Source organism: Rhizobacter sp. (genome assembly GCF_046595475.1).
GTDB lineage: Bacteria > Pseudomonadota > Gammaproteobacteria > Burkholderiales > Burkholderiaceae_C > Rhizobacter.
In genome coordinates this window covers 21,974-35,652 of record NZ_JBKJOQ010000039.1, presented here as the reverse complement: position 1 = coordinate 35,652, position 13,679 = coordinate 21,974, and the positions used below count along the sequence as shown (strand labels likewise).

The 13,679-nt window shown below is 67.8% G+C and carries 9 protein-coding genes; all 9 read left to right on the top strand.

Translation table 11 applies throughout. The features are described from left to right. Positions 1-8 precede the first annotated feature (8 nt). Genes traW through AC30QB_RS07070 form a run of 9 tightly spaced genes read left to right on the top strand, consistent with a single transcriptional unit; the run spans position 9 to position 13,482 of the window. Positions 9-659: a type-F conjugative transfer system protein TraW gene (gene traW, locus AC30QB_RS07110; protein WP_489545493.1), complete on the top strand. Its 651-nt coding sequence runs from the start codon at positions 9-11 to the stop codon at positions 657-659. Then, a complete protein-coding gene (locus AC30QB_RS07105) occupies positions 656-1,735 on the top strand; it encodes a TraU family protein (RefSeq protein WP_489545492.1) in 1,080 nt (359 codons plus the stop codon). Before traW ends, AC30QB_RS07105 begins: the two co-directional genes overlap by 4 nt. Before the next feature lie 25 nt (positions 1,736-1,760). Beyond that, on the top strand, positions 1,761-2,549 hold the full coding sequence (gene trbC / locus AC30QB_RS07100) for a type-F conjugative transfer system pilin assembly protein TrbC (protein WP_489545491.1): 789 nt from the start codon (positions 1,761-1,763) through the stop codon (positions 2,547-2,549). A 1-nt stretch (position 2,550) separates the two neighbouring features. Then, complete coding sequence (gene traN / locus AC30QB_RS07095; protein WP_489545490.1) at positions 2,551-5,499, top strand: conjugal transfer protein TraN; 2,949 nt, start codon at positions 2,551-2,553, stop codon at positions 5,497-5,499. Then, positions 5,496-6,398, top strand: coding sequence for a conjugal transfer protein TraF (locus AC30QB_RS07090; protein ID WP_489545489.1), 903 nt, complete (start codon positions 5,496-5,498; stop codon positions 6,396-6,398). Before traN ends, AC30QB_RS07090 begins: the two co-directional genes overlap by 4 nt. Before the next feature lie 34 nt (positions 6,399-6,432). Beyond that, on the top strand, positions 6,433-7,935 hold the full coding sequence (locus tag AC30QB_RS07085; RefSeq protein WP_489545488.1) for a conjugal transfer protein TraH: 1,503 nt from the start codon (positions 6,433-6,435) through the stop codon (positions 7,933-7,935). Positions 7,936-7,965: 30 nt separating this feature from the next. After that, on the top strand, positions 7,966-10,908 hold the full coding sequence (locus AC30QB_RS07080) for a conjugal transfer protein TraG N-terminal domain-containing protein (protein WP_489545487.1): 2,943 nt from the start codon (positions 7,966-7,968) through the stop codon (positions 10,906-10,908). Positions 10,909-10,943: 35 nt separating this feature from the next. Beyond that, positions 10,944-11,975, top strand: coding sequence for a S49 family peptidase (locus AC30QB_RS07075; protein ID WP_489545486.1), 1,032 nt, complete (start codon positions 10,944-10,946; stop codon positions 11,973-11,975). Between the two features lie 4 nt (positions 11,976-11,979). Beyond that, complete coding sequence (locus AC30QB_RS07070) at positions 11,980-13,482, top strand: hypothetical protein (protein WP_489545485.1); 1,503 nt, start codon at positions 11,980-11,982, stop codon at positions 13,480-13,482. Positions 13,483-13,679: the final 197 nt, after the last annotated feature.

Genomic DNA, 13,679 nt, shown 5'->3' with positions numbered 1-13,679 from the left:
CAGCGGCAATGCACACCACCTTGCAGATTTTCCTGAGACAGCTCGCGGGCCTCGCGTGCGGCCTGGTCGCCGTGCTGCCAGCGGCGCGCGCAGAGAACCTCGGCACCATCGGGACGGTGTACGAGATCCGCGAACAGCACGCGATCGAGTACATCAAGGCCAAGCTGCTCGAGAAGCAGAAGAACGGCGACCTCGCCCGCTGGGAGAAGGAGTCCAAGGAGCGGGTGGTCAATTCGGTGCGCAACCCGGCGCCGATCCCCGGCCTGGGCCAGACCGAGACCGCGCGCACCTTCTACTACGACCCGACCATGACGGTGGCCCAGAACATCGTCGACCACCAGGGCCAGGTGCTGATCCCGGCGGGTTATCGCAAGAACCCGCTCGAGGTCTTCACGATGACCAAGTACCTGCTCTTCTTCAACGGCGAAGACCCCAAGCAGGTGGCCTTCGCGCGCCAGCTCATCCAGCACTACGACGGCCGGGTGAAGCCGGTGCTGGTGGCCGGTTCCTACCTCGATCTCATGCGGCGCTGGAACCTGCAGGTGTACTACGACCAGCGCGGTGCGCTCACGACCCGCTTCGGCATCAAGAACGTGCCGGCCCTGGTGTCCCAGGAAGGCCTGATGCTGCGCATCGACGAACTGAAGGTGAAGGGATGAAGCGCCTATGCCGCCTCCTGGCGCAGCTGGCCCTGCTGGCCGGCGCAGCCTGCTTCGGCGTCGCCCAGGCCCAGTCGCCCGCGCGGGCCATGACCTCGTGCGAAGGCAAGTTTCCCAATCCCATTACCGACGTGTGCTGGTCCTGCCTCTTTCCCATCAGCCTTGCAGGCGCTCCCATGGGCGACGGCCGCGACATTCCCGGTGACAACGGCGACCCCATCTGCATCTGCCCGGCGCCACCGCCCGTCTTCGAGCGCGTGGGGCTGACCCTGGGCTACTGGGAGCCGGTGCGCTCGGTCGACGTGACGCGCAAGCCCTTCTGTCTGGTCGGCCTTGGGGGCATCGACCTCGCGAGTGACGGCGGTGGCGGCAGTGCAAGCGGTGGCGCGTCGAGCTTCCTGCCCATGCCTGAGCACACCCAGCAGCACCGCAGCAGCGCGGCACAAGACGGCAGCTTCTACCAGGCCCACTGGTACGCCAACCCCATCATGTACCTGCTCGAGATCGTGATGGACGCGGGCTGCATGGAGTCGGGCGGCTTCGACATCGGCTACCTGACCGAGGTTGACCCGCTGTGGAACGACGACGAGCTGACCAACATTCTCAACTTCGAGTCGGCGCTGTTCTCCAACATCATCGTGCAGGCCACCTGCGCGATCGACTGCATTGCGGCGAGCATCCCCGGCGCCGGCATGCCGCTGCCCTTCATGTTCTGGTGCAACGGCTGCAACGGCACCACCTTCCCGCTCGACGGCAACGTGCAGGCCCACATCGGCGGCGTGCAGGCGGCGTCGCTGGTCGCGTCTCGCCTCACCCACAAGCTGCAGCGCGAGCTGATCGAGTGGACCTTCCACACCTTTGCCGCGGTGTGCGGGCCCTTCCCCAACCCGATCATCGACAAGGTGGCGTTCAAGCAGCAGCTTGCCTACCCCATTCCGCAGACCGAGCGCACGCCGTACTGCTGCAACTGGCAGGGCGAGACGACCACGATCTCGGGCGCCGGCAAAGAGTACCCGTATGCCGGCGAAGACTTCAACTTCTTCATGTTCCGCAAGCGCGTGTGCTGCTTGTTCTAGTGCCGCCTCGCACGACGGAGACCCCATGCATCGCCCTTCCATCAACCGCTGGCCGGCCACCCTTCTCGGGGCGGTGGCGCTGCTCTCGGCCCTGGTGCCGCTCGCCGGCTGGAGCCAGGTCGGGCCGACCGTGACCGACCAGGACATCGAACGCACGCGGGCCCAGCTCAAGCAGCAGATGGGTGCCGTCACCGACGCGCAGGTCGAGGCGGTGCGCAAGCGGGTGATCGTGCCGCAGCAGCAGGGCGCCAACGATCAGGCGCTGCGCGCGCACCGCCCCCAGTTGCCCCGGCTGGAGGCCATGCCCTCGGTGCTGGTCCAGCCCAAGCTCGACATCGGTGCGTTGTCGGGCCAGTTCCTGAGCCAGCAGAAGCCGAGCCACCCGAGCGAGGTGATCGCCACCTCCAAGCTCTATGTGTTCGTGACCATGGCCATGCCGGCCGAGGCCCTCAAAGGGTTGGTCGCCCAGGCCGAGCGGGCCCGTGCCACGCTGGTGCTGCGCGGCATGGTCAACAACTCGATGAAGCAGACCGGCGCGGCCATGCGCAAGCTGGTCGGCACGCACAAGGTGGGTTTCACCATCGACCCCGAGGCCTTCGACCGCTACGGCATCACCCACGCGCCGTCCTTCGTGCTGACCAAGCCGAGCGTCGACGGGGGCAAGCCTTGTGCCGAGAAGCAGTGCGCGCAGAGCGACGGCTTCGCCCTGGTCGCCGGCGACGTGAGCCTGGACTACGCGCTCGAGCGCATCGAGCAGCGCGCCCCCCGTTTCAAGAGCGAAGCGCAGAGTTTTCTCAAGCGCATGAGAGGTTGACATGAAGAGGAAGATCGCCTGGGCTTTCATCGCCGCGCTGCTCGCCAGCGCCGTGTTGCCGTTCGCGGCAACGGCTCAAACCGCGCCCATGACGCCACGGCAACAGGACGCGCATGACCAGGCCAAGACGACGGCACGCGGTGCCGCGCAATCCGGTGGGTTCCTGGACGGCATGGCGGGCGACAAGGGGCGCACGCGCGCGGCCAACGGCTCGCTGACGGCGCCGCCTGGCACCCAGGGTTCGTCGGGCGCGGCCGAAGCGCTGATCGTGGCCTGCTGGAACGAGGTGTACAGCGGCCAGGTGCGCGGCCAGCAGCTGTCCGACGACTGCGAGCCGGCCATCCGCGGCACCGGCCTGAGTTCGAACCGCACCTCGGACTCGTCACAGCTGATCGAGTCGCTGTGCGGCGCGACCATCGACTACGACCTCGCGCCCCGAACCCGGCTGTTCGAGCACTGCCGCAACCTGCTGTCGGCCAAGAAGATGAACCTCGACAGCCTGAACGGCCGCGCGGCCGCGCTCGAAGGTCGCCAGCAGAACGTGGCGGCCAACCCGCGCGCCCAGCCGACGGTCACCCAGGACGACATCAAGAACAGCTACTCGGCCTGCACCACCGGCAGCCAGCAGGTCGCGCCGGCCACCATGGAAGAAGAGATCTGCGAGACATCGCGCACCTCGAGCCGCGGCAACAGCTGCAACAAGACGCTCACCGCGCGGGTCGACTGGGCCTGCCCGGCTGGTGCCATCTCGGGCCCGACGCGCGTGCAGGCCGGCACGCTCGCCGCCGCCGGGCGCTACACCTGCCAGGTGCAGGTGCCACGCAACCAGTACACCTGCCCGGCCAACAGCACCGGCCCTAGCAGTCGGGTCGTCCCGCCCGGCACACAGCCGCAGCAGGCCTGCGTGCGCAACGGCGACGGCATGGTCTTCGCCGCCACCCTGACCGTGGTGCAGGACGTCGTCACGCGCGACGCCACCAACACCGTCACCGACCAGTGGACCAGCGGCTGCGCTGGCCTGGAGGCCAACACGCCGCCGGACCGCCGCGCGCCGCCCTTCGGCGGCACCGTCGGACCGATGGCGCCCTTCGACAGCTCGCCCGACACGCGGCGCTGCTCGGTCAGCGCCACCACCTGCGGCGATGTCGGCGGCCTGGCGCGCCTGGTCAACGACGTGCCGGTCACGCGCGCCTGCTGGCAGTACAACGAGACCTTCGATTGCATGAACACCCAGGTGGTCAACCAGTGCGAGGCCAACACCGCCTGCACCCAGACCAGCGACACCTGCCTGGAGTGGGACAACGCTTCCACGCCGCGCAGCTGCACCCGCCACGAGTACCGGCGCAGCTGCCAGGTTGCGCCACCGGTGGTGCGTGACGTCACCAGCTGCGAGAACCAGACCTACTGCCCCGATGGGCGCTGCTGGGACACGGGCTACAAGGCCAACAACGAGTTCGGCGAGGCCATCAGCCTGTTCTCCGGCAGCCAGCAGGCGGCGCGCTACTTCAACGCCAACGACTTCCAGATCTTCAAGGGCTACCCCGCGGCCTGCGCGCACCGGCTGGGCCTGGTGCTCAACTGCTGCGCCAAGAACTGGTTCGGCGACCTGCTCTACGACGCAGTGCATGCGGCCGAGGCGCTGCGGCCGCCTTCGTTCGGCAGCGGCGGTGGCGGAGGCGGCGACGAACAGCTTTTCAACGACAAGACGTACGACTTCTTGTTCGCCAAAGACTCGTCGGGCCAGCTGGCCGCCGGCCTGCGCGCCGTCGGCACCATGAAAGGCGAGGCGGTCGGCATCTACAACGACATCAAGGACCAGGACTGGAAGAAGGCCATGGTGCGGCTGCTGATCACCAGCCCCAAAGCCATCATCGATTCCGGCATCAACGCGAGCATCGACGGCATCGTGCAGATGACCTCCCTGTTCGGCCTCATCGACGGCTGCAGCGAAGACGACAAGCTGACGCAAGAGAAGAAGAAGAACCACCTGTGCATCGACGTGGGCTCACGCTGCGTCACCGAAGTGCCCATTACCGGCTGGTGCTGGGAGCGCGAGTACCGCTCTTGCTGCTTCAACTCGATGCTGGCCAAGCTTGTGAACGACCAGGGCCGCAAGCAACTGCTAGAGAAGCAGATTGCCGGCCAGCTGCAACCGCCCAACCTGGCCCGCTCGCTGTTCCCGGCCAATGCCAGCAACCCCAATCAGCGCTTTGGCACGGGGGCCAGCCCCAATTGCCTGGGCTTCAGCGTCGACCAGTTGAGGGCGATCGATTTCTCGCTGCTGGACCTGACGCCATTCCTGGCCACCATCGACCCCAAGCTGCCCAACAAGGACGCGCTGATCGCGCGCTTGTCCAGCATGTACGCCAACTGTGCGGGCGGCACCGGCCAGTGCGACGGCAACACGCCCGAATCACAGGCCTTGGACGCCGACGACAGCCGCGCCGCCGTCGACCGCAATGGCAGCCCGGTGCCCAAGCAGCTGCTCTCGCTCAAGCCGCTGATGCGCCAAGCCTTTGCACTGCCGTACGGCCAGGCCGCCGGGCCCGCCGCCATCAACTCGGCCGACTGGCGTCAGCTGCGCAACTACCGATTCCGCGAGGCCGATCCGCCGGTCACCGCGCGGGTCACCTCGCTGTACGCCACGCCGGGGCGCGCCGATTGCAAGGTGATGCGCGTCGAGATCACGCGTGCGCGGGTCACCCGCAGCTGGGACGACAAGCAGGTGCCGATCACCGATGCCAACGGCACGGTGACATCCTGGCGCGCCGCGGCGCCAGGCGAGGTGTCTCGCACCACCGTCTCGGGCAGCACCTCGACGAACAAGCTCAACGGTGGCATGGCCGAGATGCCAGGCGCGTGGCGCGGCGGCCAGGAGATTCCCGAAACCACGATGGTGTCGACGGTCAGCTTCTGCGCCGACGGCACGGTACCCGGAGTGAGGCCATGAACTTCGACCTGCACAGCGCACGCCACGCGGCTCGGGCCCTGCTCGCCGCGCTTGCCATGCTGGGCGCAGCGGCGCCGGCCCTGGCCGCCGCGGCCGACGAGGAGGCGGTGGAAGCCGACAACTACTGGCGCGAAGGCAACCGCGGCTGGTTCTTCTACGAGCGCAAGCCCAAGAAGCCGCCGGTGGTTGCGCCAGAAATCGTTGCGGTGCCGGTGCCTGCACCGGCCAGCGCCGACCCGGCCAAGCCACCCAAGCACCCCGACCTTGTGCGCTTCGAGGCGCTGCAGAAGCGGGTGGAAGACACGCGCAACATCGCGATCATCAACCCCACCGAGACGAACATCCGCGAGCACCTGGAGGCCCAGCAGCTCGCGCTCGACACCGCCAAGCGCTTCGGTGAAGCCTCCAACCGCGTGATGTGGGCCTCACCGCAGTTCGACCCGTCGATGACGGGGCGCCCCACCTCGCCCGGCGGTGCGTCGCTCTATGACGCCGAGCAGGACCGGGCGCGGTCGCGCGGCTTCGCCTCGCTGTCGCAGACGCATGCGTTCTTCTTCTTCTTCAAGTCCGACTGCCCCTACTGCCACCGCTTTGCGCCCACGCTGCTCCAGTTCAGCGCCCGCACCGGCATCGAGATCCTGCCGATCTCGCTGGACGGCGGCGGCATCGACGGCTTCCCCGACTTCAAGCCCGACAACGGCATCGCCGCGCGCTTGAACGTGACGCAGGTGCCGGCGCTCTTCCTGGCCGAGCCCGGCACCGGCAAGGTGCTGCCGGTGGGCTATGGCGTGATGGCGATGAACGACCTTGAGCGGCGCGTCGAGCACATCACCCGGCCGGATGCAGAAGGCGTCGCGCCCTCCACCGTGAAGTTCGTCGGCGGGCTGGCAAGCCGCTGAGACGACCCCCGCACACCAGCAGAAGGAGCACAAGATGAACACCCACACCCCCTCGCGCTTGCGCAGGCTCGTGGCCGCCGTGAGCGCGGCCAGCCTGCTCGCCACCTCCAGCCTCTCGGTGCGGGCCAGCATCGACAGCGAGATGACTGACCTCTACAACGGCCTGGCCAACCTGCCGGCAGGCGTGGCCACCGGCATCACCGATGGCGTCTTGGCGAGCGGGCCGTCGGCCTTCCATGGCCAGACCTACCACACCTACATGGGCGGGCGGGTCTACAAGCGCCTGCCGGTGCGCAACATCCAGCTCGCCAACATCGAGATGCCGCATTTCAGCGCAGGCTGCGGCGGCATCGACATGTTCCTTGGCTCGTTCTCGCACCTGGACGGCGACAAGCTGGTGGAGTTCCTGCGCGCCACGGCCATGAGCGCGGTCGGTGTCATCACGCAGGTGGCGCTCGGCGCCATCACGCCGCTGCTCGCGAGCAAGCTCGAATGGGCCAAGGACGTGATCGACAAGATCAACGGCATGAACCTCAACAGCTGCGAGGCGGCTCAGCACCTGGTGGCCGGCGGCCTGAACGCGACGACCCAGAACAAGAACACCGAGTGCATCCAGCGCATGATGGTCTATGAAGGCATCGACGCCGACAAGGCCAAGGACCGCTGCTCCACCGTCGCCGGCAACGCGGATGCCGATGCCTTCGGCGGTGAGGCCGACCCACCGCCTTTCACCGGCAACCTGACCTGGGAAGCGCTCAAGAAGACGCTGGGCTCGGCCCCGCGCGACGAGCGCGAGATGATCATGAGCATGGTCGGCTCGCACCTCTACTACCCCGACGGACCCGGCTCGAGCGAGAAGATCAGCACGGCAACGACCCCGAAGCCGATCGTCGCCAACGTTACCGACATCTCCACCGTGCTGTATGGCCAGGAGGCCAGCCCGACAGCGGGTGGCCGCGTGATGGTGAAGATGTGGCGTTGCGACGAGGCCGATCGTTGCATGAACCCGACGGAACAGATGGTGTCCTTCGAGTCCTACGCGGAACGCGTGGGCCGGCTGATGCGCGAGATGGCCGATGCCATCCGCACCCACAGCGACCTGTCTGCCGAAGCCGAGTTGATGACCTTCATCAACCAGACCACGCTGCCGGTGTACGACATGATGTCCATCGGCACCGAGGTGGCCAATTCGCACATGGCCGAGCAGTTGGCCGAGACCTACCGCGACGTGATCGCAGCCGACTACGCCTGGGCCCTGCTGGAACGCAACATCAGGTCCGGTCAGAAGGCGCTGGCGCAGCAGTTCAAGCTCAGCAAGCCTCAGGAGGCGGTGCAGAGCAAGATCATCCTTGAGGCGAACGAACGGCTGCGCTTCATCAACATCCAGCGCAACGAGGCGCTCACCAAGGTGGCCGACATCAACAACATCACCACCTCGCTGCAGACCTTGCAGCGCACGATGGCGACGCACATGCCCGAACGGGTCATCGCCATGACCACGGGCGCTCCGGGGCCGGGCGCCACCGGCAAGAAATAACACCAGACGCAGAAGCCGGGGCGAACCGCTATGGAAATCATCACCTACAGCAACGTGCAGCTGCTGGCCGGCATCCTGCAGGGCATCGCTTCCCTCTTCGGCGGCGAAGACTACCGCGGCATGCTGGTGGTGGTTGCCTGCATCGGCTTCATGGTGGCGCTGATGGGCTATGCCTTCCAGCCGCAGCGCCTGACCGGCTGGTACTGGATGGCGACTGTGCTGCTGGTGAGCGCTGGCCTGGTGATGCCCAAGACCCGCGTGCAGCTCATCGACCGGCTGCAGAACTGTGCCGGCGGCGGTTGCGTCACCGTGGTGGAGAACGTGCCTTTCGCGCTGGCCGTGCTGGCCAGCATCACCACCCGCATCGGCGACACCCTGGCCAAGTCCTTCGAAGACACCTTCGGCCCCATCGCGATCAATGTCCCCGAAGGCACGCTCGCCCCCCTGTCCGCCTTCCCGGATCTCAACTACCGCGCCAGCGGCCTGATGTTCGGCAACAAGATCGTGAAGGAGACGGCGCGCGTCACCTTCCCGGGCGTGAACTTCCGCTACAACCTCGTCAAGTATCTGGACAACTGCGCCGGGCCCGACATGTCCGACGGCACGGTGGAGCCGAACGACGTGCACACCAGCACCGACATCTGGGCCACGCTGGGCGGCGGCGGCAACGCGGCCCGCTTCACGCCCACGGCCGGTGGCGTGGTGATGTCGTGCGCGGCCTTGCGCACCCAGCTCGACACCGGCATGGGCGCGGAGATCACCGCCGCCATGGACACGCTGGGCCAGCGCCTGAACGCCGATGCGCTGGCCGACGGACAGGCCCTTTCATCGGCCGGTGCGCAGGCGCGCGTGGGAAGCCAGGTGTCGCAGGCCTACCTGCGCGCCCGGCTCGGCGGGGCGGGGGGCGATGCCGCGACCATGATCCGCCAGAACGCGATGATCAATGCCATGGGCGACGCGGCCGCCATGCGCAGCCAGCGCACCAACGACCCGACTTCCGTGATGGTGGGCATGGCCGAGGCGCAGGCCAAGGTCTCGACCAACACCTCGTGGATCACCGGCGCGAAGGTGGCCGAAGAGGCCATGCCGCTGATCCGCAACGGCATCGAGGCCATCCTCTATGCCGCCTTCCCGATCGTCGTGCTGATGATGCTGGTGGTGTCGGGGCGCACCGCCGTCAAGCTGATCACCTCGTACGCCAGCACGCTGCTGTGGATCCAGCTGTGGCCGGTGCTGTTCGCGGTCCTCAACTACATGGCCACCGCCGCGGCGGCGCGCCACTTGTCTGCAGCGGGCGCCATGCCGGGCGGCACGAGCGGCGTGTCCTTGCTGACCGCCGCGTCGATCTACGAGAACTCGATCTCCGACGTGGCCGTGGTGGGCTACCTGGTGATCTCGATTCCGGTGATCGCCTGGTCGCTGGTCAAGGGCATGGAGGCCATCGGCGCAGGCGCGCTGGCCGGCGCCGGCGCGTTCACTGGGGGCTCCAGCGTGGGGGCGGCACAGGCCGCCACCGGCAACATCAGCTCGGGCGTGACGCGCATGGACGACGTGAACCTCGCGCCGCACTATGGCTCGGCCAACTACCGCACCTACGAGGACGGCTTCAGCAAGCGCACCGACGACATGAGCAGCCGCAACCTGGACAGCGGGCAGCTCAAGCAGAGCGACATGGGCGTCAGCGTGAGCATGGTGCACCGCGATGCAGAGTCCAGGAGCCTCGACGCCACCCGAGAGGCGGGCGTGGGCAGCCGGTTGAGTTCGCAGGCCGACAGCATGATGAATTCGGCCATCACCGACGGCCTGTCGCTGGCCCGCACCAACAGCCGCACCGGTACCCAGACCGATGGCTCGGGCGAGAGCACGACCACCGCCACCGGGACCACGAACCGCTTGCGCGACGGCACCATCGAGACGAACTCGGTGGGCAGCGCCAACCGCGAAACACACGGCAAGTCGGCGGCGCTGACCGGCACGGCCACCACCAACATCGACAAGTCGGTGACGGGCACGGTCGGCGGCAAGGTCGGCATCAGCAGCCCCTTCGGCGGCGTGAGCGCCGGCATCGAGACGGCCATCAGCGGGCGCGAGGGCGAGGGCGTGACCGGCAGCAACAGCAGCCAGCGTGCGATGTCGCACGACGAGCTGGCCGGCAGCTTGACGGCGGCACAGAACAGTGCCACCAGCGATGAGACGCGCTCGCGCTTGCGCTCGCTGACGCAGGACAGCCGCTTCCAGACGGCCGTGGCCAATGGCGACGCCGCCGCGGTCAGCGTGAACACGGCGTTCTCCCGCTCGGAGTCGCTCAAGCATTCGAGCGAGGAGCACTTCGACCAGAGCCAGAAGCTCAGCTCGCAGGCGAGGAACATGCACGAGAACGCCTCGTCGATCAGCGTGAACATGAACAACTACGCCTACGAGCAGATGAAAGGCGGTGTAGGCGACTTCGCCACGGCGCAGCACCACGACCCGGCACGCGCGGGCCAGCTGATGAGCGACGCCGCGGCACCCGGCATCCGCAGCTTCGGGGACGCCGAATACACCGCCGGCTACGGCCAGCAGGCCCAGCCCGACCCGGGTCGCCTGGACCCGGACCGCGTCGGGGCCATGGAGGCCGAGTACCGCAACGGCGCCCCGACCAGTGCGGGCGTCGACGCGCATCGCGCGGCGGCCGAAGGGCGGGTCTCCGGCGAGATCCATGACAAGCACCTGAGCCTGCAGTCGGCCCCGGGCGGCGGCGGCGGGAAGGGGGCGGCTCGCAAGCAGGAGATGCAGCGGCAGTGGGACGAGGTCGGCACCCAGCAGACCGGCATCCGCTCCGCGGCCGCCGATGTGACCACCAAGGCCGAAACCCGCGACATGCAGACCAGGCCGATCGTCACCCCCGCCACGGGTCAGATCCACCTGGAAGGCAGCGCCGAGAAGATCCACGCGGACAAGCCGCCGATCGAAGACCCACGAGACAAAAAGTGATCGCACCGATCAACACCATCTGAGAGAGCAGCAACGTGATCGACACCGCACCCGACTACAGCGACAAGCCCACCCCGCGCTACCAGGGCGGTGACGCCCATCTGGTGACCGAGCTTCTGACCGAGTTGCGCGCGGCCCGCGATGCGGCCTCTGCCCAGCAGGCCGAGATGGCCCGAGAGCGTCGCAGCGAACGCCGCTGGCGCATGGCCACGCGCATGGTGGTGTTCGGCCTGCCGGCGCTGCTGGGCCTGGCCTACACCATCTTCTTGTTCGGCTTTCTAGGCGGCGGCAGTGCCGGCCCGCGCGCTGAGACGGTGGGCATCGTGCGCATCGACGGCGAGATCGGTGCCGAGCAGACGGCCTCGGCCAAGAACGTGATCGCCGCGATGAAGAAGGCCTTCGAGTCGCCCAAGACCAAGGCAGTGGTGCTGGCCATCGACAGCCCGGGCGGCGCGCCGGTGGAGGCTGAGCGCATCAACGACGCGCTGCTGGCCCTGAAGAAGAAGCACGCCAAGCCGGTGGTGGCGGTGATCAGCAACATGGGCGCCTCGGCCGCCTACATGGTGGCCATGCACGCCGACAAGATCTACGCCGGCAAGTACAGCCTGGTGGGTTCGATCGGCGCCATCGTCAGCGGCTGGGACCTGCACCGCGCGCTGCAACGCCTGGACGTGTCGCAGCGCACCTACGCCTCGGGCCCGCTCAAGTCCATGCTCAATCCCTTCGAGCCCATGTCGGCCGCCGCCGACGCCAAGGCCTCGGGCTTGGTGGTGCAGATGGGCAAGGCGTTTACCAGCGAGTTGGCCGCCCAGCGCGGCAAGCACCTCAAGGCCGGCACCGACTACGGCACCGGCGAGGTCTGGGGTGGCGAAGAAGCCAAGGCCCTCGGGCTCATCGACGAGATCGGCACGCTCGACCAGGTGGTGAGCAACAGCTGGGGCGTGGGCATGCACGACTTCGGGCCGCGCAAGGCCAACGACTTCGGGCTCATGGGCCAGTTCATGCAGGGCATGGCCGAGTCGATGAGCCGGGCACTGGTGGCCGAAGCGCGCCTCTCGGTGCGTTGAAGCCATGGCCGAGTGGCTGCTGCGGGTGAAGGCGCGGGTGCAGACCTCGGCCGGCGCAGGCCTGCCGCTGCGCTGGTGGCTGACGCTGGCCGCGGCGGCCGCGCTCAGCCTGCTGTTCGCCCCGGCCGCCATCGGTGTGGTGGGCCTGCTGTGGCTGGAGCGCGAGCGGCTGATCGCCGCCCTGCTGCGCTCGGTGGAACAGGTCGATGCGCGCGGCATGGTGGTGGGCTTTCTGCTCGTGTGGCCACTCCTGTGGTTGGCCCACGGCGGCATGACGCCGGGCGACGACGTGCTGCGCCACTTCACTGCCTGGCGCCACGACTATGACTACCAGCGCCTGTACGCCTACCTCGACCCGCGCTTTCCGCAACAGTCGATGTGGGTGGGCTACGAATGGCTGATCGGCCACCTGCACCGCGCGCTGGGCCTGGAGCTCGCGATCCCGGTGCTGCAGTGCCTCATCTACGCGGCGGCGGCGTACTCGCTGTGGCGCGTGGCCTTGACGCTCATTCCCGAATGCGCCGATCGGACTGACGTTTGGACCTGGCGCCTGGTGATCGTGTCGGTGCTGTTGCTCACGCAGCTCATTTTCCGCATCGGCATGGCCCGCCCCGAAGTGCTGTTCACCCTCTGGGCCATGTCGGCCATCTGGATGCGGCCCTGGCTGTGGCTGCTGGTGGGCGCGGCGATCCAACCGCTGTACTGGCTGGGGGTGGTGTACGTGCCCGCCGCCGCCTTGCTGCAGGCCTCGTGGCGCACGCGTGCAGTGTGCGGTGGGGTCGCGCTGGTGGTGGGCCTGGCCTTCTGGCTCGGCTATGCGGGCCTGGCCTGGCCGCACTTCTTGTGGCTCTCGCAAGACTGGATCCGACTGCGCCTGGCGCCGGTGGGCGAGAACGAGACCATCTTCCTGGCGCTCATGATTCCGGCCTTCGTCGGCACGCTGCTGGTGCTGGTGTGGCGCGGCCAGATGGATTGGCGGCGCGACTGGCCGGTGTTCACCCTGCTCGCGTGGTTTCTGCTGCCTGGGCAGATCCGCTACTTGTCGACGGTGCATGCGCTGCTGGTGCTGCTGGTCACGCGCTCGGTCGCACTGCCCAGGCTCGGCACTGCCGGGCAGATCGCGGTGTGGGTGGCGGTGCTGGTCTCGTCGACCTACGGCGTCACCGCCAGCGGCAAGCTGGCGTCCAGCTTTTCGAAAGGCCTGCCGCACTTCAAGTCGCTTGCGGCCGGTGACCAGGTGCTGACGGCCTTCGACCAGGCCACCTACTTGCTGCCCGCCGAGAACCCGGGCATACGCTCGGCACCGGCGATGGAACTGGGTGCAACGATCCAACCGGTGCAGGCACTGGCGGTGGCCCTGTCGGGCACGGGCAAGCTCGACTGCCGGGCGCTGCAGGGGTATGGCTTCACCCACGTGGTCGAGAAGCGCATGGCGGCCACCGCACCGTGCCTGGAGATCCTGGAGATCAGCAACGGCTGGCGGCTGTGGCGCGTGACCGGCAGCTGAACCCGCCCGGCACAAAGGTCGAGGTTCTTGCTTGACTTGGGTGGTCGGGCCGGTAGCATGGTTTGGTCTTTTGCCACGCACCTGTGCGTGTGCCTGCCGGTCAGCCCACTCACACCGGCCGGGTTCTCACGAACTCCGGGCTTGCTTCACACCTTGTGAAGCCACAAAAATTTGCAGCGGCGTCCTGCCGCTGTTTG